The following is a 20,782-nucleotide window of genomic DNA, read 5'->3' as shown; positions in this document are numbered from 1 at the left end:
GTCAGGGTTCGGGATCCGAGCCCCGCAGGGATCCCGGGTGCGCCTTCGCACCCGGGTCCCGGCGGGTCTTGAGCAGGCTGGCCACCGTGACCACGGCGAGGATGCCGAGGATCACGCCGAGGCTGAGCGGGGTGGGGATCTCCGGGAAGCCGTCGTCGATGTCGACGTGCGCCCAGTGCAGGATCAGCTTCACGCCGATGAACGCGAGGATCACCGCGAGCCCGGTCGAGAGGTAGACGAGCCGGTCGAGCAGCCCCTTGACGAGGAAGTACAGCGCGCGCAGGCCCAGCAGCGCGAACGCGTTGGCGGCGAAGACGATGTACGGCTCGTCGGTGACGCCGAAGACCGCCGGGATCGAGTCCAGGGCGAACAGCAGGTCGACCCCTCCGATCGCGACGAGCACCACCACGAGCGGCGTCACCAGCCGACGGCCCGCCACCTTCGTCGTCAGCCGGCCGCCGTCGTAGTCCTCCGACAGGGGCAGCACCCGGCGGGCCGTGCGGACGACGATGTTGTTCTCGACGTCGGGGTCCTCGTCGCGGTGGCGGAACAGCTGCACACCGGTGTAGATCAGCAGCAGGCCGAACAGCAGGAACATGAACGAGAACAGGGAAAGCAGCGTCGCGCCGACCGCGATGAAGATCCCGCGCATCACCAGGGCGAGCACGATCCCGAAGGTGAGCACCTTGTGCTGGTGCTCCTCCGGGACGGCGAACGTGGTCATGATGATGACGAACACGAACAGGTTGTCGACCGACAGGCTCTTCTCGACGATGTAGCCGGCGAAGTACTCGGTGCCGAACTCACCGCCGTGCGCCAGCGTCAGCCACACCCCGAACACCACCGCGACGAGGATGTAGCCAACCGACCACGCGATCGCTTCGCGGAACCCGACCTTGTGCGGCCGGACGGCGGCGAGCACCAGGTCGAGGGCGAGCAGGCCGAGGATCACGGCCAGGGTGACCAGCCAGGTGCCGGCGCCGATGTCCATTCCGCTCCCCCGCTCGGGCATCCTTGCCGCGATCGTAGGGGGAAGCGCGCCACCGCGCACCCGGACTCCACAGTGGACGGTGCCGGTCAGGCTTCCGAACGCCGGGTGTCGTACTCCTCGTTCGCGGTCAGCACGTCCGGCATCTGGCCCTCGACGTCGCGGATCAGCGCGACGAGCAGCTCCGCGGTGCGGCGGCCGCGCGGGGTGAGGCTGTACTCGACCTTCGGCGGGATGGTCGGCTGCGCCTCGCGCAGCACGAAACCGTCGCGTTCCAGGGCCTGCAGGGTCTGCGCCAGCATCTTCTCGCTGACGCCCGAGACACGGCGGCGCAGCGCGTTGAACCGGAACGTGCCGTCGTAGAGGGCGGCCATCGCGAGGATCCCCCACCGCCCGGTGATGTGCTCGAGCGTGGAGCGGGACGTGCACGCCTGCGCGAAGACGTCGAACAGCACCCGCCCGTGCTCGTCCACCCACTCCGGCGCTTCCGTCATGCCTCCCACGGTACCGGGCACACCGCACAATCCCCAGTGACGGTACTCACCATCGGTTTGCACTTTCTCAAAGTTAGTACACTCTCAAGGTAAGCAACCGACTTGAGGAGCTACGCATGATCGTGGTCACCGGCGCCACCGGACACCTCGGCCGACTGGTCGTGGACGGCCTGCTCGACCGGAACAGCCAGGTCGTCGCCGCCGTGCGCGACCCCCGCAAGGCCGACGACCTCGCGGCGCGGGGCGCGCAGGTCCGCGAGGCCGACTACGACCGGCCCGAGACCCTCGCGACCGCCTTCGCGGGCGCGGAGAAGGTGCTGCTGATCTCGAGCAGCACCCCCGGTCAGCGGCTCGCCCAGCACGAAGCGGTCGTCAAGGCCGCTCAGGAGGCGGGTGTGCGCCACCTCGTCTACACCAGCGTGCTGGCCGCCGACACGACGAAGCTGTTCGTCGCGCCCGACCACAAGGCGACCGAGCAGCTGATCCGCGACGCGGGCATCCCGTTCACCTTTCTGCGCAACGGCTGGTACACCGAGAACTACGCCCAGACGGTGCAGCAGGCGCTGGCCACCGGATCGTTCACCGGCAGCGCCGGTGACGCCCGCCTGGGCGCGGTCCCGCGGGCCGACTTCGCGGACGCGGCCGTCGCCGTCCTGACCGGCGACGGGCACGCCGGGAAGACCTACGAGCTCGCCGGGGACACCCCGTTCGGCTACGCCGAGTTCGCCGCGGCGATCAGCGAGGCCGCCGGGAAGCCGGTGACCTACCAGGACGTTTCCCCGGCACAGCACCGGGAACTGCTCGTCGCGGCGGGCCTGCCCGAGCCGGTGGCCGACATGCTGGTCGACGCCGACCGCGGCATCCGCGACGGCGAACTGGCCACCACCACGGGCGACCTGAGCGCCCTGATCGGGCGTCCGACGACCCCGCCGGCCGACGCCGTCGCCGCGCTGGTCAAGAACTGAAGGCCCCTGACGGCGTGGCCCCCTGGGTCACGCCGTCAGGAAGCCGTTTCACCGCCCCGAATACGCGCCCGCGTCGAGATCCTCGATGAGGGTCGGTCCGGCAGGCGCCCAGCCGAGCAGCTCGCGCGTCCGGACGCTGGACGCGAGGAGGTCCATGGCGAAGAAGCCGCCGATCCAGCCGTAGTGGTCCTGGACGTCGTCGGCCGCGATGGAGGCGACCGGCAGGTCGAACGCGCGGCCGATGGCCTCCGCGATCTCGCGGGTCGGCACACCCTGCTCGGCGACGGCGTGCAGGCGGCTGCCCGCGGGCGCCTTCTCGAGGCCGAGGGTGACGAGGCGGGCCGCGTCGGCCACGTGCACGGCGGCCCAGCGGTTGGTCCCGTCGCCGGGGTACCCGGAGACGCCCTTCTCGCGGGCGATCGCCGAGAGGATCGCGATGAACCCGTGGTCGCCGGTGCCGTGAACGGTCGGTGAGAACCGCAGGCTCACCGGGTGCACCCCGCGTTCGGCGAACTCGAGCGCGAGGTTTTCGGCGCCGCCGCGCGGGGAGTCCGGGCCGTGGAACGGGGACGCGTCGTCCTCGGTGGCCGGCCGGCCCTGGGTGAGCGCGGCGATCCCGGAGGCCAGCAGGAACGGGCGTCCGGTCCCTTCCAGGGCTTCGCCGATGGTCTGGACGGCGGCCCGTTCGGCCGCGTTCGACACGGCCTGGTTCGCGAAGTCGTGCTTGTTGGCCAGGTGGATGACGGCGTCGGCGTCCACCGCGCCGGCGCGGATGCCGTCCAGGTCGTCGAGATCGCCGCGGCGGACGCGGGCGCCCTTCGCCTCGATGGCCGCGGCCGACGCGTCGGACCTGGCCAGGCCGGTGACCTCGTGGCCGGTCGCGAGCAGGTCGTCGACGACGGCGGAGCCGATCCAGCCCGAGGCTCCGGTGACGAAAACGCGCATGAGGTGAGCTCCTTCGATGATGTCAGTGACCGATGTCGGTCACTGACATCGACCATACGCCCTGAAGTCAGCCGCTGTCATCACTAGACTCGAGGACATGGTGCGTTGGGAACCGGGAACCCCGGAACGGCTGCAGCGGGCCGCGCTCGAGCTGTACGCCGAGCGCGGCTTCGAAGAGACGACCGCCGCGGAGATCGCGCAGTCCGTCGGCCTGACCGAGCGCACCTTCTTCCGCCATTTCAGCGACAAGCGCGAGGTCCTCTTCCACGGGCAGCAGCTGTTCGCCCAGGCGTTCCTCGACGGCGTCGACGCCGCGCCGCCGGAGGCGTCCCCGCTGGAGGTCATCGTCGCCGCACTGCACGCCGCGACGGTCTTCTTCCCGGACGAGCGCCGCCCGTACTCCCGCACCCGTCAGTCCGTGATCGACCGGAACCCGGCGCTGCAGGAACGGGAGCTGCACAAGCTGGCCAGCCTCGCCACCACCCTCGCCGACGCGCTCCGGGCCCGCGGAGTCACCGAACCCGCGGCCACCCTCGCGGCACAGTCGGGGGTGACGGTGTTCGGGATCGCGTTCGGACAGTGGATCCACGAGGGCGAGGAGCGCTCGCTGGCCGACATCGCGGACAGCGTGCTCGGCGAGCTGCGCACCGTCACCGCCGGGCCGCCTGCGTCCTGACCCGCCGGGCCGGCTGCTACCGCGATCAGCGTCGCGAGGCTGTGTTCCGGGGCGGGCGCCGGGTCCACTTCGGACTCGGCGGCCGCCCGCTATGGCCAGCGGGCCACCGGCTTTCCTGACCCGCCGGGTCAGCTGTTCCGCGCGACGGCGCCCGCGATCAACGTCGCGAGGCCGTATTCCGGGGCGGGCGCCGGGTCCACTTAGGACTCGGCGAGCCGCCCGCTACGACCTGCGGACCGCCGGCGTGCCAGTCGGGCGGGTCAGCTGTTCCGCGCGACGGCTCCCGCGATCAGCGTGGCGAGACCGTGCTCCAGCGCGGGCGCCAGCTCCACGCGGAACGCGGCCAAAGCCGGGTCCAGCTCGTAAGCGGCGAGCATGCTGGCCGAGGGCCGGCACTGCGTCCACAGCCCACCGGTCATGACCATCGCCAGGAAGCACACCGACTTCGCCTCGTCCCCCGTCTCCGGCACGTACCGGTGCACGAGCGCGGCCATCTCGTCGAGACCGGCGAGCGCGGAACGCTTGAAGCGCACGACGACGTCGACGGACACGTTGTGTTCCAGGACACCGGCCTGCGCGCCGATGAGGTCGCACAGCACCGCGTGCCCGGCCAGCGAACGGGCCGCGACCGCCGAGAACCGGTCGCCCCGCTCCCGCACGGACAGGCTCGGGTCGACGCCGTCGGCCAGCTCCACGGCCACTTCGGCGAGCCAGCTCCCGAGGGCGCGGTCCAGCAGTTCGAGCAGCACGGCCTCGCGGGATTCGAAGTAGCGCAGCACGTTCGACTTGGCCAGCCCGACCCGGCGGCTGAGCTCGTTGAGGGTCACCTCGGCCACCGGCATCTCGTCGAGCATCCCGAGCGCCGTGTCGAGGATCGTGCGGCGCCGCTCCTCCCGCTGCTCCGCGCTGCGCGCTCGCTGGAACGTCATGCCACACAGGGTAACCGCCGGACGCCCAAAGTTAAAGACTGGCGGTCTCTTGACAATAGACCGTCGGTTCCTTAACGTCGATGACATAACAGACCGCCGGTCCGCAAGGGCCGAACCCGACCAAGGGGAACCGACATGGGCAAGAACTGGACCGACCGCGACGTCCCGGACCAGACCGGCCGGGTGGCCGTCGTCACCGGCGCCAACACCGGCCTGGGGTTCGAGACCGCCCGGGTGCTCGCCGAGCGCGGGGCGTCGGTGGTGCTGGCCGTGCGCGACGTCGAAAAGGGCAAGCAGGCCGCGGCCCGCTTCGGCTCGGGCGCCGACGTCACCGTGCAGGAGCTGGACCTGGCGTCGCTCGACTCGGTCCGCGCCGCCGCGGCCGACCTGCACACCGCGCTGCCGAAGATCGACCTGCTGGTCAACAACGCCGGTGTCATGTACCCGCCGCGCCAGACCACCCGCGAGGGGTTCGAGCTGCAGTTCGGCACCAACCACCTCGGGCACTTCGCGCTCACCGGCCTGCTGCTGGATCTCCTGCTGCCGGTCGCCGGCTCGCGGGTGGTGGCCGTCGCCAGCCAGGCCCACCGCATCCGCGCCGGGATCCACTTCGACGACCTGCAGTGGGAGAACTCCTACGACCGGGTCGCGGCCTACGGGCAGTCCAAGCTCGCCAACCTGATGTTCGGCTACGAGCTGCAGCGCCGGCTCGCGCCGCTCGGCACCACGGTCGCCCTCGCCGCCCACCCCGGGGTGGCCCGCACCGAGCTGATGCGCAACACCCCCGCGGTCCTGCGCGGGCTCTTCTCCGTGGCCGCTCCCCTGTTCACCCACGACTCGGCGCACGGCGCGCTGCCCCTCCTGCGGGCCGCCACCGACCCCGGCGCCCTCGGCGGCCAGTACTACGGGCCGGACGGCCTCGGCGAGTCCCGCGGGTACCCGAAGGTGGCCGCGTCCAGCCCGCAGTCCTACGACGTCGCGATCCAGCGGCGGCTGTGGACCGTCTCGGAGGAGCTCACCGGGGTGAAGTTCCCGGTCGGCTGATACACCACGAATCCGATGCGGATGAGGGCATTTAGACCGTCATCGGTGTAACGGCACCCGGCCTTCCCGCGACTTTCCAGTATCGCGCGGAGAAGGCTGGGGTGCCGATGACCGAACGTCGAGCTCGGCGGGTCGAAGTGGCCGCCCAGCCCCGTCACGTCAGCCTAGGGGACGGCCAGGGTGACGACACCGCCGAACAGGCCCCCGCGGAGGAATTCGAGTACCTCGGGATCCTCCTCGAGCGCAAGCACGACGGGGCGCCGGTCGAGGAGACCTGGCTGCCGATGGGCGACGACCCCTCCGAGGAGGACGACGAGCGGCTCATCGAGGCCCTGCACAAGGCCTGGTTGTGGACGACCGAAGCCGACCGGCTGAGCGGGACCGCCTGGTGAGCGACGCCGAAACACGGGCTCGGATCGCGGAGCACTGGACGTCGTCCGAGCGCGGGGACATCAACACCGAGCACGCGATCTACGCCGAGGACGCGATCCTGGACTACCCCCAGTCCGGGGAGCGCTTCCGGGGCCGGGCGAAGATCCGGGCGCAACGCGGCGGGCACCCGGCCGAGCGGCACTTCACGATCTCCCGGATCTCGGGCGGCGGCGACTTCTGGGTGAGCGAGTGCGTCATCACCTACGACGGCGCGGCCACCCACTCGGTGAGCGTCATGGAGTTCACCGGCGGCTTCGTGACGCACGAGACGCAGTACTTCGCCGATCCCTTCCCGGCCTCACCCGCGAGAGCCGCGCTGGCCGAGCCGATCCCGCCGCGTTAGCCGGGCTTGCGCGCGACCAGCCGTTCCACCAGGCCCAGCTTGAACCGCTCCCGCTGTTCGATCGGCAGCCCGCGGGCCTCGACCTCCTTCGACGGCCGGCGCCGGAAGTGCTCGCCGGCCAGCGGCACGCTCGCCAGCTCCACCAGCCACTGCATCACCCGCACCACCCACGGCGAAGCCGCGACGTGGTCCACCAGGATCAGCCGCCCACCGGGCCGCAGGACCCGGACCATCTCCCCCACCGCCGTCACGTGGTCCGGTATCGCGCAGAGCCCGAACGTGCACACCACCGTGTCGAAGGACGCGTCGGCGAACGGCATCCCGTCGGCACTGCCCTCGCGCAGCGTCACTTCCCGGCCGAGCCCGCGCGCCCGTTCCCGGGCGATGCCGAGCATCCCGGCGCTCAGGTCGAGCCCGGTCAGCACGACGTCCGCGGGATAACAGGGCAGGTTCAGCCCGGTCCCGACGGCGACCTCGAGCACCTCGCCCGCCGCCTGCCCGCAGGCCCACTCCCGCGAGTCACCGAAGAGGCGGCGGTCCCAGATCCCCATCTCCGCGTCGTACGTCGCGGACTTGCGGTCCCAGTACCGAGTCCACCGCTCCGCCTTCGTCATGCCCTCAGAGAACCACGAAACGGCCGCGGGAAGTCAGCTGTCGGTGTCGGTGTCGAGCTGCCAGCCCGCGAGGGCCGGGGTCAGGCGGGCGCGTTCGAGGCACGCCAGGTGCGTGTCGTCGGCGGGTTCGGGACGGCGCTCGTCGTCCACGGCCTGGCGGATCTCCTGCATGGTGTCCGGCATCCGGCACCCCCGTTCCCTTGTGCGGCAAGGCTTCCACGACTCCTGAGATCACAGCACAGGTCGGCGCGGTGCCCGGGTCTCAATCTGAGACAAGACCCTCTGGCCCGGCGCGCCCTGTTTAGCTATAGTACTAGGCACCTAGTTAAATGGAGTTGCCGATGATCGAATTCCACCTGGACGCCCGGTCGGGCCTGTCGCCGTACCAGCAGCTGGTCCAGCAGGTGCGGCACGCGCTGCGGCTGGGCCTGCTGGACGAGGGTGACCAGCTCCCGAAGGTCAAGGACGTGGTCGCGGACCTCGCGATCAACCCGAACACCGTGCTCAAGGCCTACCGGGAGCTGGAGCACGACGGCCTCGTCTCGGCCCGGCCCGGTGTCGGCACGTTCGTGACCGGGACGCTCGGCAACGTGTCGTTCGCGGCGCTCGGGCCGTTGCGCCGCGACCTGAACCGCTGGCTTTCCCAGGCCCGCAAGGCCGGTCTCGACGAGGAGAGCATCGAGGCCCTGTTGATGTCCACGTTTCGCGACTCCGCAAGAGAGGACATAGCGTGACCGTCCTGCGTGCCCAGGGACTGGGCAAGAAGTACAAGCGCACCTGGGCGTTGTCCGGCTGCACGCTCGAGATCGAGGCCGGTCACGTCACCGGGCTCGTCGGGCCCAACGGCGCCGGCAAGTCGACCCTGCTGAACATCGCCTCCGGCATGCTCGAGCCGACCACCGGCACGATCGAGGTGTGCGGCGGGGTGCCCGGCTCCGGGCCGGACCAGCTGGCCAAGGTCGGGTACGTCGCCCAGAACACGCCCGTCTACCCGGGCCTGACGATCGAAGAGCACCTGCGGTTCGGCGCCCACCTCAACCCGCGCTGGGACACCGCGCTCGCCAAGAAGCGGATCGAACGGCTCGGCCTGGACCCGAAACAGCCCGCCGGCAAGCTGTCCGGCGGGCAGCGCGCCCAGCTGGCGCTGACCCTCGGCATCGCGAAGCGGCCCGAGCTGCTGCTGCTCGACGAACCGGTCGCCGCCCTCGACCCGCTGGCACGCCGGGAGTTCCTGCAGGATCTCATGGAGGCCGTCGCGGAGGACGGGCTGTCCGTCGTGATGTCCTCGCACCTGGTCAACGACCTCGAACGGGTCTGCGACCACCTCGTCGTGCTGGTGGCCTCCCAGGTCCGGGTGATGGGCGAGGTCGACGAGCTGCTCGCCACGCACCACCGCCTGTCCGGGCCGCTGCGCGACGTCGGCACGCTGCCGTCGGACCAGCACGTCGTCTCCGCGAAGCACACCGACCGGCAGACCACGGTGCTCGTCCGCACCGAGGCGCCGATCCTCGATCCCGTGTGGACGGTCGGGCAGATCGGCCTGGAGGACCTGGTCCTCGAGTACATGAGCAACCCGTCCGCCGCCCGCCCCGCCCTGGAGGTGCTCCGATGACCTGGTTGGCCTGGCGCCAGCTCCGCGTCCCCGCCCTGGCCGTGTTCGCCGCCCTGCTCGTGATCGGCGTGGTCCTCGCGATCACCGGGCCGGACCTGGTGGGCCGCACGAACTTCTCGGACCAGGACACGCTCTACGGCGGCACGATCCTCGCGTTGTACCTGCTGCCCGCGGCGATCGGCCTGTTCTGGGGCGCGCCGATGATCACGCGGGAGCTGGAACACGGCACGCACAGCCTGGTCTGGAACCAGACCATCACCCGCAAGCGGTGGCTCACGACCAAGCTCGCGGTCGGCGTGCCGGCCGCGGCGCTGGCGGCCGGGCTGCTGAGCCTGGGCGTGACGTGGTGGGCGTCCCCGATCGACACGCTCTCGGCCTCGGCGACCGACGGTGAAACGCTGTCCCGCATCTCGCCGGTGGTGTTCGCCGCGCGCGGCATCGTCCCGATCGGCTACGCGGTCTTCGGGCTCGTGCTCGGCGTCGCCGTCGGGATGGTGCTGCGGCGGACCGTGGCCGCCATGGCCGTCACCCTCGTGGTGCTCGCCGCCGTGCTGATCGCGGTCCCGTTGTTCGTGCGCCCGTACCTCCTTCCCGCGGTGCAGCAGGACGTCGCGATCGCCGACTCGGACATCAGGAACATCTACGGGAACGGGTCCGGGCAGGTCGAGGGGATCGGGGTGGGAGCACCGGCCGGGGTGTGGCTGCTGGCGAACGAAACCGTCGACCCGGCCGGCAACGTCGTCACCCCGCTGCCCGACTTCGTGCAGAACTGCGTGCCGAAACCGGGCGACAAGGGCGGCCCGCCGGACCCGCGGGGCGTCAACGCCTGCATGGCGCAGCTGGACACCCACGGCTACCACCAGCGCCTGAGCTACCAGCCCGGCTCCCGGTTCTGGCCGTTGCAGTGGCTCGAACTCGCGTTGCTGCTGGCCGTGTCGGCCCTGCTCACCTGGTTCACCTTCCGCCGCATCCGCCACCTGTCCTGATCCCGTCGCACTGGGGGAAACCATGCGCACTCTCGTCGTCGCCACCACTTTGGGCCTGGCGTTGTCAGCGGCACCCGCCGCGGCCGCAAGCACGACGCCGTACCTGCCCAGGCCGACCGGCTCGCAACCGGTCGGCGTCACCTCACTGTCTCTTAAGGACACATCACGTCCGGATCCCTGGGTGCCTTCGGTGCCCTACCGGGAGCTGATGGTCTCCGTCTTCTACCCGGCGGCCTCGGCGCACGGGCCGACCAAGCCGTACATGACGCCGCTGGAGTCCGAGCGCAACCTCGAGCGGGAGGCCATTCCCGGCCTGCCGCTGGACGTCCTGAGCACCGTGCGGACCAACGCCGTCGTCGACGCACCGGCCGCCGGAGGGCGCCACAGCCTGCCGATGGTCGTGCTGTCCCCGGGGTGGACCCAGCCCCGGGCCGTGCTCAGCGGCCTGGCCGAGGACCTGGCGAGCCACGGCTACGTCGTGACGGTCGTCGACCACACCTACGAGAACCGGGCCACCACCTTCCCCGACGGCCACGTCACGGACTGCGCCGCCTGTGAGGTCGACGACCAGCCAGGGTTCTGGGAAAAGCTGGCGGGAACGCGGGCGGCCGACACGTCGTTCGTGCTCGACGAGCTGACCGGGCCGCACGCGAAGTGGCGCGGCAGCACGCTGATCGACCCCGCGCGGATCGGCATGGCCGGGCACAGCGCGGGCGGCGCCAACACCCTGCAGGCGATGCTCGCCGACCCCCGGATCCGCGCCGGGATCGACATCGACGGCTCGACCCACGTGCCGCTGCCCGCGTCCGGGCTGTCCCGGCCCTTCCTGTTCCTGGGCAGCCTGGACAACTACACCCCGGGCACGCCGAACCCGTACGACGACTGGGAAACCGACTGGACGCACCTGACCGGCTGGAAGCGCTGGCTCATGGTGTCCGGCACGGTGCACAGCTCGTTCACCGACCTCGGCCCGCTCGCCGGCCAGCTGGGGGTCGACGTCGGCGCGTCGCTCGGCGGTGATCGCGCGCTGGCCGTCACGCGGGCCTACGTCCGGGCGGTCTTCGACCTGCACCTGCGGTGCCGGCCGCAGCCGCTGCTGGCCGCGCCGTCGCCGGCCTATCCCGAAGTGAGCTTCATCCGGTAAGGGGGATCCGGCGGCGGGGGAAGCGGGCCGCTCCCCCGTCGCCGCCTCTTGTCCCACTTTCTGGACGTACCGGGCGCGTCCTGTCCAAGAAGCCTTCCGGCGCCTACAGTCCTGCAGTCATGAGTCCCGATTCAGACCGCGAACCGGCGCCCCGGATCAGCGCCGACTGGGCCGCCGTGGCGGTCGCGGCCGTGCTGGTGCTGCTGGCCGCGTTCGGCTTGCTGCCGACGATCACCTTCCTCGTCAAATGACCACGCCGACGGACACGACCACCACCGGCCGCGGTGGGCTGACGGCGATCCCGGTCCTGCGCTACCTGCCCGGCTTGCTGCTGCTCGTCGCGGTCGGCGTCGTCGGAACGCTGGCGCAGAACGGGATCCGCAGCATCGGCAAGGCCACCGGGACCGCGCTGCCCGACCTCGAGTACGTGCTGTGGGCGATCATCCTCGGGCTGCTCATCCGCAACACGATCGGCGTGCCGGCCCCGTTCCGGCCGGGGGTGGCGACGTACGAGTTCTGGCTGAAGACCGGTATCGTGCTGCTCGGCGCCCGGTTCGTGCTGGGCGACCTGGCCAAGCTCGGCGGCCTCAGCCTCGGCCTGATCCTCGTCGACATGGCCGTCGCCACCACGGTGATCCTCCTGGTGGGCAAGGCTTTCAAGCTCGGCGGGAAGCTGTCGTCCCTGCTGGCGATCGGGACGTCGATCTGCGGTGTCTCGGCGATCATCGCGGGCAAGGGCTCCATCGACGCCGACGACGAGGACTCCGGTTACGCCATCGCCGCGATCCTCGCGCTGGGCGCCGTGGCGCTGTTCACCTTCCCGCTGATCGGGCACGCGCTGAACCTGTCCGACACCCAGTTCGGGCTGTGGGCCGGGCTGGCCGTGGACAACACCGCGGAGACGACGGCGACCGGCGCGGCCTACTCCCCGCACGCCCAGGACGTCGCCGTCGCGGTGAAGAGCACCCGCAACGCGCTGATCGGCCTCGTCGTCCTGGGGTACGCGGCCTACTGGTCCACCCGCGGCGGCAAGGCTGTCGCAAGTGGACCGAAGGAGCGTGTCGCCTTCGTGTGGCGCACGTTCCCCAAGTTCGTGCTCGGCTTCATCGCCGTGTCCGCGCTGGCCACCGCGCACGTGTTCGGCAAGGCCGACGTCACGAGCCTGGGCAACCTGTCGAAGTGGGCGTTCCTGCTGTGCTTCGCCGGTGTCGGCCTGAACTTCGACCTCCGGGAGATGGCCCGCAGCGGTTTCCGCCCGCTGGTCGTCGCGGCACTGGGCCTGGTCGTCGTGGCGGCCTGCTCGCTCGGGCTGGTGCTGCTGACGTCCCAGTGGCTCACGTTCTGACGGCTACTCCGCACCGACGCCCGGCGGCAGGAAACCGTGCTCCGACAGGTCGAACCAATTACCCTCCGGGTCGATCGCGCGGTATTCGGCGAACGGGCGGTCGCCGCCGCGCAGGGCCGGGCGGGGCAGCCCGGCCTCGGCGAGGCGGTCGGCGATCGGCGGGATGTCCGTGACGTGGAAGCCGAAGTGGTTGAAGCCGGTCGCGACGTCGCCATCCAGCCGCTGCTGGATGAGGGCCAGGTTGAGGTACCCGTCGGTCACGAAGCGGCTGCCGTCGGGATCGGTGTGGAACAGCTCCATGCCGAACTGCCCGCAGTAGAACGCGGCCATCCGCTCGGCGTCCCGCACGACGAACGCGAGGTGCCGCAGCCGGGGACGGGTCATGGGGTGGGTCCTTTCGGGATCATGTTGTGGAACGCGGTGATCTCGGGCGAGCCGTCGTGGCGCACGAGCGCCTGGGCGTGCGTCACGACACCGGCGGGCGCGATTTCCGACGTCGCGTGCACCAGCGAGAGGTCCGGGGCGAGCCGGCGGATCAACACCACCGAAGCCGACAGGGTCGTGCCGCGGTAGGCCGTGGCGAACAGGCGCGCGTGGCCCGCTTCGACGGCGGCCCGGCCGGAAACGCACTCACCGCGGACGTTCACGAAGTCGACGTCGGCGGCGAAGACCGAGGCGAACCGGGCGGCGTCGCCGTCGGCCCAGCCCGCCGCCATCGTGTCCCACAGGGCGCGGATCCGGTCGCCGGTCACACGCTCACCGCCGCAGCCGAGGCGTGCACCCGAAGCGACAGCGGTGCGCAGTCGCCGTCCCACGCGGCCAGCGAATAGTAGAACCCGCCGTGCTGCCGTTCGAGGTAGCAGACGACGTTGAGCGGCCAGCCCGCGCTGCGGAAGACGTACTCGTCCATCGGGGTCGGGCGGTCGCTCAGGGGACGGTCGCGCTCGCACGCCGGCCCGAGGCGGTGCCAGTCCGGGTGCAGGTGGATGGACCCGAGGATGTCGAGGCCCCGTTCGTCGGCGGCCCGCGAGACGCGGAGCAGGTCCTCGGGTGCGAACCACCACGCGCGGACGGCGTTCTCGTACGCGGAGCCGAAGCGCGGGACGATCGTCGTCGCGAACTCGGCCCGGGCGCTGGGATCCGTCGTGCGGGCGTTGCGGCCGAAGGCGATGTCCGAGACCAGCAGCGCGTCGTCGGCGACCGTGCCGAGCAGCACGCCGAAGCAGGGTCTCGGCGCGTCGGGGGTGATGAAGACGTACTCCGCGGCGGCCGCGTCCAGGAACCGGCGCAGCACGTCGTCGGAGAACAGGGCCGGCAGGGCCCGCCTCCCGGTCATCGGCACACATCCCAGAGCTGTCACGCGGAGGAACGTAACCGGGCCGCGGCCCGGCAACCATGATCGTCACGGGAACGGCCCTATTGCATCGGGCGATAATGTTTCGGGATGCGACTGGAGATCCGGCACCTGGAGCTCGTCGTCGAGGTCGCGGCCGCCGGCAGCCTGCGGCGCGCGGCGGCGCGGCTGCACCTGAGCCAGCCGGCCGTGACCACGCAGCTCAAGCGCATCGAGCAGTTCGTCGGCGGCGCGCTGTTCGTCCGCTCGGCCGACGGCGTCGTGCCGACCCACACCGGCGCCGAGCTGGTGCGGGACGCGCGCAACCTGCTGCGCCAGTTCGGCGCGCTGCAGCGCACGGCCCGCGTCAACGCCCAGGCCGAGGCGGGCGCGCCGGTGAAGGTGGGCGGGATCCCGGCGCAGCAGTTCAGCCTGCTGGTCAACGCGCTGACCGCGATGCTGCCCGGGCGCGAGGTGACCAGCCGCACGATCCGCGAGACCGGCACGCTCACCGCGCTGCTGCGCTCCGGGGAACTGGACGTCGCGGTGCTGCGCGAGTTCCCGGGATTCCCGTTGCGCCCGCCCGAAGGCGTGGCCCACCGGCTGCTGCTGCGGGAGCCGTTCTTCATCGGCGTCTCGCAGCGGCACCGGCTGGCGGAGCGCGGGGAGATCGAGCTGGCCGACCTGGCCGAGGAGAAGTGGGTCATGCCCGACCCCGACGACAGCGGGATGAACGAGTACTTCGCCCGGGTCTGCGCGGCGGCGGGGTTCGACCAGCACATCGCGCACCTCACCACGGAGGCGCACGTCGCGTTCGCGCTCACCGCCGAGAACCGGGGAATCTGCCTGCTCTACCCCGTCGGCACCGCGCGCGACGGCCTCGCGACGCTGTCCCTGACCGGCACCCCGCTCCACCGCAATGTGGTTCTCGCGTGGCGCACGGACTCACCGCTGGCCGCGCTCGTCGACGAGGTGTGTGCCAAGGTCGAGGACGACTACCTCGCACTGGTCGAGAGTTCCCGGTTCTACCTGAAGTGGTGGCACGACGGCGGATCCGCGTTCGCCCTCCCCTGACGCACGTCAGTCCACTTCGGACACCTGATCAGCGCGGCGCGTGACCGGTTCCAGCAGACGTCGTGGGGTGTTGATCGCGAACGACACCCGGTCGGGCTCGGAATCGGCCGCCACGAAGCCGGGGCCGGGCTCGATCCGGATGTCCGGGACCGGGACGAGCACGCCGCAGTCCTGGCAGCGGCCGTCCTGGTCGAGCAGGCCACCGTCCTGGTCGTGCCGGGTGGCGCGCTTCACCCCGGCCGGGGAGTAGTGCGCGTCACCCCAGCCCATCAGGGCGCGCACGACCGGCCACAGCTCGACACCCTTGTCCGTGAGCCGGTACTCGACGGTGCCGGAGCCGTCGTCGTCGCGGACCAGCACGCCCTCCTGCACGAGGGACTTCAGCCGGCTGGTCAGGACCGCGCGCGGGATCCCGAGCTGCGCGGCGAAGTCCCCGAACCGCCGCACGCCGAAGAACGCGTCGCGGACGATCATGAGCGTCCACCGCTCGCCGACGACCTCCAGCGCCCGCGCCAGCGAGCAGTTGCGGTCCGCGTAGGTGCTGGGAAGTGCCATACCCGCAGCTTACACCAGCAGTTCGTTCATTGAACTGCCTCGTGCTACGGTGAGGTAGTTCAATGAACGAACTACCCGTCGGAGGCCGTCCCGTGTACCAGTTCGTCGTTTCCTTCACCGTCCCGCCGTCCCACCACGAGGACTTCGTCCGGCTGGCCGCGAAGACCGCACAGGACTCCCTCGCGCACGAGCCCGGCTCGCACCGGTTCGAGGTCGTCGCGGACGAGGAGAACCCGGATCTCTTCTACCTCAACGAGGTCTACGCGGACGTGGACGCGTTCAACACCCACGCCGGCGGGCCCTACTTCACCGCGTTCTTCGCCGAGGCGAGCCGGTACGCCGAAGGCCCGACCTGGCTCATGCGGGGCACCCTCGTCGGCGCCCCCACGGCCCGGTGAGCACCGGACTGCCTCTCCACTCTCGCCAGAAAGGGGTCCGGATGTCCCACGACGACCGGCTGTTCCTCGTCACCGCCGCGGCGGGCCAGACCGGGAGCGCCACGATCGACCTGCTGCTGGAGCGCGGTCACCGCGTCCGGGCCATGGTGCACCGGGACGACGACCGGTCGCGCGCGCTCGCCGCGGCCGGCGCCGAGGTGGTCCGGGCGGATCTGCTCGACCTCGACGGCGTGACCGCGGCGCTGCGGGGCGTCAGTGGCGCCTACTTCTGTTACCCGATCCGGGAAGGCCTGCTCGAGGCGACCGTCAACTTCGCCCAGGCGGCCACGGAAACGGGAGTGCGCTCGGTGGTCGCGATGTCGCAGATCTCTGCCCGCCGAGAGGCGCGCAGCAACGCCGCGCGGCAGCACTGGCTCGCCGAGCGCCTGCTGGACCGGACCGGCCTGCTCACCACCCACCTGCGCCCGACGTTCTTCGCCGAGTGGCTCACCGCGTGGTGGGAGCTGCGCGACGGCGAGGGCCGGCTGCGGCTCCCGTTCGGCGAGGGACGGCACGCGCCGATCGCGTCGGCCGACCAGGCCCGGGTGATCGCCGCCGTGCTGGCCGACCCCGAGCCGCACGACGGCGCCGCCTACACCCTGCACGGCCCGGTGGAGCTGGACCACCACGAGATCGCCGCAGTCATGGCCGCGACGCTCGGTTTCCCCGTGCGCTACGAGCCGATCAGCGTCGAGGAGTTCGCGTCGGCCATGACCGCTCGCGGGCTGCCCGCGCACCTGGTCCAGCACCTGGGCAACGTCGCCGTCGACTACCGCGACGGCGTGTTCGCCGGCACCAACGGCCACGTCGAAGAGATCGGCGGGCGCGCCCCGATGTCCGTCGAACAGTTCGTCCGCGCGAACAAGCCGGCGTTCGACGCCAGCGGCCCCCGTTTCGTCCCAGCCCCCTGAGGAGATCCACCATGTCGTCCGTACTCGTCACCGGTGCGTCGAAGGGCATCGGCCGCGCCATCAGCCTCGAACTGGCCCGCCGGGGCCACCGGGTGATCGCCACCGCCCGCCGCCCGGAGGCCCTGGCCGACCTGCCGGTCGCCGAGCGGCTGAGCCTCGACGTCACCGACCAGGACAGCGTCGACCAGGCCATCCAAGCCGCCGGCGAGATCGACGTGCTGGTCAGCAACGCCGGTGAAACCGTCCGCTCGCCGCTGGAGACCGTGCCGCTCGACGAGGTCGAGCGACTCTTCCGGCTCAACACCGTGGGCGCGCTGCGGGTGGCGCAGGGTGTGCTGCCCGCCATGCGCGAACGCGGGTCGGGGCACCTCGTGTTCGTCTCGAGCATCCAGGGACGGCTGGTCCTGCCGCTGATCGGCCCGTACGCGGCCAGCAAGTGGGCGCTGGAGGCGCTGGCCGAGACGCTCGCCATCGAGGCCGGTCACTTCGGCGTCGACGTCAGCATCGTGCAGCCGGGCGCGGTGTCCTCGGGCGGCGCGGCGAACGCGGGCGTGTTCGGGGCGGACGACGGCCCGTACGCCGCGCTGTACCGCCAGATCCCGGCCCTGCGCGGCGAAACCGTCACCCCCGAAGCCGTCGCGGCCACGGTGGCCGACACGATCGAATCGCCGGAACCCCCGCTGCGCGTGCCCGCCGGTGAACCCGCCGAGCGCGTGCTCCGGGCCCGCAAGGCGGCGCCGGAGAACGAGCCGTTCCTGGCCGCGGAGATCGACTGGTAGCCGGTGGTGTAACCGACCGCTTGCCTCGAGCGACTCAGTACCCACCCCGGCTTGAGGAGGCTCCTGGTGCACCATCAGGCCACACGGCGAGCCCTCGCCGCCACGTACGCCATCATCGCGGCCATCCAGCTGTACCTCGCCGTCACGACGGGAGCCGGCTGGGCGTGGACGCTCACGGTGATCTGCGCGACCGTGGCGGCGGGGTTCGGCGCCGCGTTCCTGCACGGCCACCGAGCGGCGGCGCGGGCCGCGGCGGCCGACCCGGACCTGGTCCGGGAATTCGACCATGCGTAACGGATCGGGCGGGCACGCGACCCAGTCGGTGTGCCTGTGACCGAGCTCAGCGAGCTTTCCCCGCCGGAGTGGGCGGTGCCGTCCCTTCCCCGCCGGGCGGCGGTGGAGGAACACAGCATCCCCATCCGGCAGCAGTGGTGGCACGAGGCGATCACCCGCCGGGGACTGCCCGGCACGCCACCGGCGACGTCGTCGCTGACCCGCGCCGACGTGTGGGCCCCGGCCGAGGACGTGTTCACCCTGCTGTGGCGGACGCTGGCGTGGGGATCAGGCCGGTTCCTGCGCCAGAACAGCAAGCGGCTCGACAGCATCGAAGCCGACACTGCCGGCGCGAAGGACCTGCTCACCGAAGCCGCCGAGGAGTCCCGGCGTGATCCGGAACGGGCCTACGCCCTGCTCCGGCCGGGCGGGCGCAACGCGATCCGCGCGCTCGGGCCGTCGTTCTTCACGAAGTTCCTGTACTTCGCGGGCGGCGGCGCGCCCGGGCACCCGTGCCTGATCCTCGACCGCGTGGTCGCCACCGCTCTGCGTGAGCGCTGCGACTGGGAGTCGTTGCACCGCAGCGGTCCCTGGCCGCCGGAGACCTACCGGCGCTACTGCGATCTGCTCGCCCGCTGGGCGAAAGAACACCACTGCGCGGCCGACCAGCTGGAGCGCACCCTGTTCGCCGGCGAACGGAAGGCAGCCCCGTGATCCTCACCTGCCCGAAGTGCTTCACCGCCGACGACGTCCGGCCGCCGCGGCGGCTGCCCGACCAGGTGCTGCACTACCGCTGCACCAACGAAAAACACGGCGACCACGAGTGGTTCACCACCGCCGAACCCACCGCACCACCGGCTGCGGCGCACCACCTCGTGACCGACGACCTGCTCGAGCCCCTCAAGAAGTGCGTGCGCGACGGCGAGCCGTTCGTCGAGTTCGGGATCGTCGAGCACCGGCTGCGCGGGATGTTCCCCGACCTGTTCGCCGCGCACGTCGCCGCGCAGGGGCACTCCATGTTCGGCTCCCGGCCCTACACCGCCTCCAGCGTCCGCTTCGGCGTCGCTCTCGGGCGGCTCGAGCAGGCCGGTGAGCTCGTCAGCGAATACGGGCCGGCGACCGGCGCCTGGCACTACAACGGGCAGGTCACCTACTGGGCGAAGACCGCCGCACCGGGCCGCCGGTCGTGGGCCGAGTACTGCGCGGAAAACGGGCGCTCCCCGGAGTGGACCGACAAGGACCGGCTCGGGCTGGCCCACCCCTGACGTCAGTCCGGGCGGCAGTGGTCCGAGCACGACGAGTCGGCGCTCGCGATGACGGTGTCGAGCCGATCCCTGGCCGCCGCCAGCTCGGACATCTGGCGGTCGATGCGGTCCCGTTCGGCGACGAGCAGGTCGTGCACCTCCGGGGTCGTCTCGCCGGTCTCGACGCACGGCAGGATCTCGAGGATCGACCGGCTGGACAGCCCCGCCGCGTAGAACTGCTGGATCAGCCAGACCAGGTCCACGCTGCGGTCGCCGTAGTGCCGGTGCCCGCCGGTGCTGCGTTCGGGCACCAGCATGCCCTTCTCCTCGTAGTATCGCAGCGCCCGCACGCTGACGCCCGCCTTCAGGGCCAGTTCCCCGATCCGCATCGCCGCTCCCGACGTGATCTGCCGCACTCCGAGTGGAATCTGACGTCCACGTGAGGTTTTAGCGTAGCAGGGAATCCCACGAAGGAGAGCGATTCCCGTGACCACCCGCGAAGACCACGTCCTGTCCCGCCCGCTCACGATCGGCGGCCTCACCGTCCCGAACCGGATCGCCATGGCGCCGATGACCCGCGGGCAGTCGCCCGACGGCGTGCCGAGCGAGCAGGTCGCCGCCTACTACGCCCGGCGCGCGGCCGGCGGCACCGGGCTGATCATCACCGAAGGCACCTACGTCGGGCACCCGTCCTCCGGCGAGCACGACCAGGTGTCACGCCTGTACGGCGACGCCGCCCTGGCCGGCTGGTCCCGGGTCGTCGAAGCCGTCCACGAGGCGGGCAGCGTGCTCTTCCCCCAGCTCCAGCACGTCGGCATGACCCGCAAGGGTGACGTGGTACCGCACCCCGGCGCGCCCGCCATCGGCCCGTCCGGCGTGCCCGTGTCCGCCGACGGCAGCCCCGGCGAGCCGGGCCGGACGATGACGCAGGACGACATCGACGACGTCGTCCGGGCCTTCGCCGACGCCGCCGCCACGGCCGAACGGCTCGGCTTCGACGGCGTCGAGCTGCACGGCGCCCACGGCTACCTCATCGACCAGTTCCTCTGGGCGGGCACCAACCACCGCACCGACGGCTACGGCGGCGACCTGCGCGCCCGGACCCGGTTCGCCGCCGAGGTCGTCGCCGGGATCCGCCGGGTGGTCGCCCCCGGCTTCCCGATCGTCGTGCGGCTGTCCCAGTGGAAGATGAACGACTACACCGCGCGGATCGCGGACACGCCGGAGGAGTTCGGCGTCATCCTCGGCGAGCTGGCCGACGCGGGCGCGGACGCCTTCCACATCTCCACCCGCCGCTACTGGCAGCCGGCGTTCGACGGTTCCGACCTCACGCTCGCGGGCTGGGCCAAGAAGCTGTCCGGCAAACCGGTCATCGCCGTCGGCTCGATCGGCCTCGACACCGAGTTCACGTCCAGCCTGGGCGGCGGGACGGCGGCTGCGACCGGCATCGGCGACGTCCTGGACCGCCTGGAGTCCGACGAGTTCGACATGATCGCGCTGGGCCGTCCCCTGCTGGGCGACCCCGCCTGGGCCGCGAAGATCCGGACCGGCCGCGAAGGCGAGATCACGCCCTTCACGCCGGAGGCGCTGGGGGTCCTGCACTAGCGGTGAAACGCGGGTCGGCGCGCCGAGGGGGAGGGAGCGCGCCGACCCGCGGGG

The 20,782-nt window shown here is 71.5% G+C and carries 30 protein-coding genes; 19 read left to right on the top strand and 11 right to left on the bottom strand.

Annotation, left to right across the window (positions count from 1 at the left end; all coding sequences use genetic code 11):
- Position 1: 1 nt before the first annotated feature.
- Complete coding sequence (locus tag ACIOD2_RS43655) at positions 2 to 1,012, bottom strand: TerC/Alx family metal homeostasis membrane protein (protein ID WP_400551390.1); 1,011 nt, start codon at positions 1,010 to 1,012, stop codon at positions 2 to 4.
- A gap of 65 nt (positions 1,013 to 1,077) precedes the next feature.
- Positions 1,078 to 1,482 carry a winged helix-turn-helix transcriptional regulator gene (locus ACIOD2_RS43650; RefSeq protein ID WP_400551388.1) on the bottom strand — a complete coding sequence of 135 codons (405 nt, stop codon included), beginning with the start codon at positions 1,480 to 1,482 and terminating at the stop codon, positions 1,078 to 1,080.
- A gap of 116 nt (positions 1,483 to 1,598) precedes the next feature.
- Here ACIOD2_RS43650 and ACIOD2_RS43645 point away from each other — a divergent pair, with 116 nt between their 5' ends.
- Positions 1,599 to 2,447, top strand: a complete 849-nt coding sequence (locus ACIOD2_RS43645; protein ID WP_400551386.1) for an SDR family oxidoreductase — start codon at positions 1,599 to 1,601, stop codon at positions 2,445 to 2,447.
- 48 nt (positions 2,448 to 2,495) lie between these two features.
- Here the strand turns inward: ACIOD2_RS43645 and ACIOD2_RS43640 are convergent, their stop codons facing one another.
- The gene (locus tag ACIOD2_RS43640) at positions 2,496 to 3,392 is read right to left on the bottom strand and encodes an SDR family oxidoreductase (RefSeq protein ID WP_400551385.1); all 897 of its coding nucleotides are present in this window, start codon (positions 3,390 to 3,392) and stop codon (positions 2,496 to 2,498) included.
- Between the two features lie 97 nt (positions 3,393 to 3,489).
- Here ACIOD2_RS43640 and ACIOD2_RS43635 point away from each other — a divergent pair, with 97 nt between their 5' ends.
- Positions 3,490 to 4,068 (top strand): TetR family transcriptional regulator, encoded by a 579-nt coding sequence (locus ACIOD2_RS43635; protein WP_400551383.1) that lies wholly within the window; start codon positions 3,490 to 3,492, stop codon positions 4,066 to 4,068.
- Positions 4,069 to 4,328: 260 nt separating this feature from the next.
- On the opposite strand, the gene ACIOD2_RS43630 is transcribed toward ACIOD2_RS43635, so the two are convergent.
- Entirely contained in the window at positions 4,329 to 4,997 is a 669-nt protein-coding gene (locus tag ACIOD2_RS43630) for a TetR/AcrR family transcriptional regulator (RefSeq protein ID WP_400551382.1), read from the bottom strand.
- Between the two features lie 135 nt (positions 4,998 to 5,132).
- Between ACIOD2_RS43630 and ACIOD2_RS43625 the strand changes: the two genes are divergently transcribed.
- The 3 genes from ACIOD2_RS43625 to ACIOD2_RS43615 all read left to right on the top strand — a co-directional run bounded on the left by ACIOD2_RS43625 (position 5,133) and on the right by ACIOD2_RS43615 (position 6,816).
- On the top strand, positions 5,133 to 6,041 hold the full coding sequence (locus ACIOD2_RS43625; RefSeq protein WP_400551380.1) for an SDR family NAD(P)-dependent oxidoreductase: 909 nt from the start codon (positions 5,133 to 5,135) through the stop codon (positions 6,039 to 6,041).
- Positions 6,042 to 6,148: 107 nt separating this feature from the next.
- A complete protein-coding gene (locus ACIOD2_RS43620; RefSeq protein WP_400551378.1) occupies positions 6,149 to 6,433 on the top strand; it encodes a hypothetical protein in 285 nt (94 codons plus the stop codon).
- Positions 6,430 to 6,816: a nuclear transport factor 2 family protein gene (locus ACIOD2_RS43615; RefSeq protein ID WP_400551377.1), complete on the top strand. Its 387-nt coding sequence runs from the start codon at positions 6,430 to 6,432 to the stop codon at positions 6,814 to 6,816. The genes ACIOD2_RS43620 and ACIOD2_RS43615 overlap by 4 nt, the downstream gene beginning before the upstream one ends.
- Here ACIOD2_RS43615 and ACIOD2_RS43610 read toward each other — a convergent pair.
- Together ACIOD2_RS43610 and ACIOD2_RS43605 are read right to left on the bottom strand one after the other, a co-directional pair.
- A complete protein-coding gene (locus tag ACIOD2_RS43610) occupies positions 6,813 to 7,430 on the bottom strand; it encodes a class I SAM-dependent methyltransferase (protein ID WP_400551375.1) in 618 nt (205 codons plus the stop codon). The genes ACIOD2_RS43615 and ACIOD2_RS43610 overlap by 4 nt on opposite strands.
- A gap of 33 nt (positions 7,431 to 7,463) precedes the next feature.
- A complete protein-coding gene (locus ACIOD2_RS43605; RefSeq protein WP_400551373.1) occupies positions 7,464 to 7,613 on the bottom strand; it encodes a hypothetical protein in 150 nt (49 codons plus the stop codon).
- Between the two features lie 158 nt (positions 7,614 to 7,771).
- On the opposite strand from ACIOD2_RS43605, the gene ACIOD2_RS43600 reads away from it, so the two are divergent.
- The 6 genes from ACIOD2_RS43600 to ACIOD2_RS43575 all read left to right on the top strand — a co-directional run bounded on the left by ACIOD2_RS43600 (position 7,772) and on the right by ACIOD2_RS43575 (position 12,517).
- Complete coding sequence (locus tag ACIOD2_RS43600) at positions 7,772 to 8,164, top strand: GntR family transcriptional regulator (protein ID WP_400551371.1); 393 nt, start codon at positions 7,772 to 7,774, stop codon at positions 8,162 to 8,164.
- Positions 8,161 to 9,042, top strand: a complete 882-nt coding sequence (locus ACIOD2_RS43595) for an ABC transporter ATP-binding protein (RefSeq protein ID WP_400551369.1) — start codon at positions 8,161 to 8,163, stop codon at positions 9,040 to 9,042. The genes ACIOD2_RS43600 and ACIOD2_RS43595 overlap by 4 nt, the downstream gene beginning before the upstream one ends.
- Positions 9,039 to 10,028 (top strand): transporter, encoded by a 990-nt coding sequence (locus tag ACIOD2_RS43590; protein WP_400551367.1) that lies wholly within the window; start codon positions 9,039 to 9,041, stop codon positions 10,026 to 10,028. Before ACIOD2_RS43595 ends, ACIOD2_RS43590 begins: the two co-directional genes overlap by 4 nt.
- Positions 10,029 to 10,050: 22 nt before the next feature.
- Complete coding sequence (locus ACIOD2_RS43585) at positions 10,051 to 11,172, top strand: alpha/beta hydrolase family protein (RefSeq protein WP_400551366.1); 1,122 nt, start codon at positions 10,051 to 10,053, stop codon at positions 11,170 to 11,172.
- Positions 11,173 to 11,291: 119 nt separating this feature from the next.
- The gene (locus tag ACIOD2_RS43580) at positions 11,292 to 11,423 is read left to right on the top strand and encodes a hypothetical protein (RefSeq protein ID WP_400551364.1); all 132 of its coding nucleotides are present in this window, start codon (positions 11,292 to 11,294) and stop codon (positions 11,421 to 11,423) included.
- Positions 11,420 to 12,517: a YeiH family protein gene (locus ACIOD2_RS43575; RefSeq protein ID WP_400551362.1), complete on the top strand. Its 1,098-nt coding sequence runs from the start codon at positions 11,420 to 11,422 to the stop codon at positions 12,515 to 12,517. Before ACIOD2_RS43580 ends, ACIOD2_RS43575 begins: the two co-directional genes overlap by 4 nt.
- A gap of 3 nt (positions 12,518 to 12,520) precedes the next feature.
- Here the strand turns inward: ACIOD2_RS43575 and ACIOD2_RS43570 are convergent, their stop codons facing one another.
- From ACIOD2_RS43570 to ACIOD2_RS43560, 3 genes are read right to left on the bottom strand one after another with little or no spacing between them, the layout of a single operon-like run.
- Complete coding sequence (locus tag ACIOD2_RS43570; protein WP_400551360.1) at positions 12,521 to 12,901, bottom strand: VOC family protein; 381 nt, start codon at positions 12,899 to 12,901, stop codon at positions 12,521 to 12,523.
- Positions 12,898 to 13,269: an SgcJ/EcaC family oxidoreductase gene (locus tag ACIOD2_RS43565; protein WP_400551359.1), complete on the bottom strand. Its 372-nt coding sequence runs from the start codon at positions 13,267 to 13,269 to the stop codon at positions 12,898 to 12,900. The genes ACIOD2_RS43570 and ACIOD2_RS43565 overlap by 4 nt, the downstream gene beginning before the upstream one ends.
- Positions 13,266 to 13,853 carry a hypothetical protein gene (locus ACIOD2_RS43560; RefSeq protein ID WP_400551357.1) on the bottom strand — a complete coding sequence of 196 codons (588 nt, stop codon included), beginning with the start codon at positions 13,851 to 13,853 and terminating at the stop codon, positions 13,266 to 13,268. The genes ACIOD2_RS43565 and ACIOD2_RS43560 overlap by 4 nt, the downstream gene beginning before the upstream one ends.
- A 108-nt stretch (positions 13,854 to 13,961) precedes the next feature.
- Here ACIOD2_RS43560 and ACIOD2_RS43555 point away from each other — a divergent pair, with 108 nt between their 5' ends.
- The gene (locus ACIOD2_RS43555; RefSeq protein WP_400551355.1) at positions 13,962 to 14,924 is read left to right on the top strand and encodes a LysR family transcriptional regulator; all 963 of its coding nucleotides are present in this window, start codon (positions 13,962 to 13,964) and stop codon (positions 14,922 to 14,924) included.
- A gap of 6 nt (positions 14,925 to 14,930) precedes the next feature.
- On the opposite strand, the gene ACIOD2_RS43550 is transcribed toward ACIOD2_RS43555, so the two are convergent.
- Positions 14,931 to 15,479 (bottom strand): winged helix-turn-helix transcriptional regulator, encoded by a 549-nt coding sequence (locus ACIOD2_RS43550; RefSeq protein ID WP_400551354.1) that lies wholly within the window; start codon positions 15,477 to 15,479, stop codon positions 14,931 to 14,933.
- Between the two features lie 62 nt (positions 15,480 to 15,541).
- Here ACIOD2_RS43550 and ACIOD2_RS43545 point away from each other — a divergent pair, with 62 nt between their 5' ends.
- From ACIOD2_RS43545 to ACIOD2_RS43520, 6 genes are all read left to right on the top strand, one after another.
- Positions 15,542 to 15,877, top strand: a complete 336-nt coding sequence (locus tag ACIOD2_RS43545) for a putative quinol monooxygenase (protein ID WP_400551352.1) — start codon at positions 15,542 to 15,544, stop codon at positions 15,875 to 15,877.
- 41 nt (positions 15,878 to 15,918) lie between these two features.
- On the top strand, positions 15,919 to 16,827 hold the full coding sequence (locus ACIOD2_RS43540; protein ID WP_400551351.1) for an NAD(P)H-binding protein: 909 nt from the start codon (positions 15,919 to 15,921) through the stop codon (positions 16,825 to 16,827).
- 11 nt (positions 16,828 to 16,838) lie between these two features.
- A complete protein-coding gene (locus ACIOD2_RS43535; RefSeq protein WP_400551350.1) occupies positions 16,839 to 17,606 on the top strand; it encodes an SDR family oxidoreductase in 768 nt (255 codons plus the stop codon).
- Between the two features lie 66 nt (positions 17,607 to 17,672).
- Positions 17,673 to 17,900 carry a hypothetical protein gene (locus ACIOD2_RS43530; protein WP_400551348.1) on the top strand — a complete coding sequence of 76 codons (228 nt, stop codon included), beginning with the start codon at positions 17,673 to 17,675 and terminating at the stop codon, positions 17,898 to 17,900.
- A gap of 36 nt (positions 17,901 to 17,936) precedes the next feature.
- Positions 17,937 to 18,593, top strand: coding sequence for a hypothetical protein (locus ACIOD2_RS43525; protein WP_400551346.1), 657 nt, complete (start codon positions 17,937 to 17,939; stop codon positions 18,591 to 18,593).
- The gene (locus ACIOD2_RS43520) at positions 18,590 to 19,144 is read left to right on the top strand and encodes a hypothetical protein (RefSeq protein ID WP_400551344.1); all 555 of its coding nucleotides are present in this window, start codon (positions 18,590 to 18,592) and stop codon (positions 19,142 to 19,144) included. The genes ACIOD2_RS43525 and ACIOD2_RS43520 overlap by 4 nt, the downstream gene beginning before the upstream one ends.
- A 2-nt stretch (positions 19,145 to 19,146) precedes the next feature.
- On the opposite strand, the gene ACIOD2_RS43515 is transcribed toward ACIOD2_RS43520, so the two are convergent.
- Complete coding sequence (locus tag ACIOD2_RS43515; RefSeq protein WP_400551342.1) at positions 19,147 to 19,512, bottom strand: MerR family transcriptional regulator; 366 nt, start codon at positions 19,510 to 19,512, stop codon at positions 19,147 to 19,149.
- Positions 19,513 to 19,609: 97 nt separating this feature from the next.
- On the opposite strand from ACIOD2_RS43515, the gene ACIOD2_RS43510 reads away from it, so the two are divergent.
- The gene (locus ACIOD2_RS43510) at positions 19,610 to 20,728 is read left to right on the top strand and encodes an NADH:flavin oxidoreductase (RefSeq protein WP_400551340.1); all 1,119 of its coding nucleotides are present in this window, start codon (positions 19,610 to 19,612) and stop codon (positions 20,726 to 20,728) included.
- Positions 20,729 to 20,782 lie beyond the last annotated feature (54 nt).

Origin of the sequence: Amycolatopsis sp. NPDC088138 (genome assembly GCF_044741685.1) — a bacterium.
Lineage (GTDB): Bacteria > Actinomycetota > Actinomycetes > Mycobacteriales > Pseudonocardiaceae > Amycolatopsis.
Note: the sequence above shows the minus strand (reverse complement) of the source record. Positions and strands in the feature narration are given on the sequence as shown.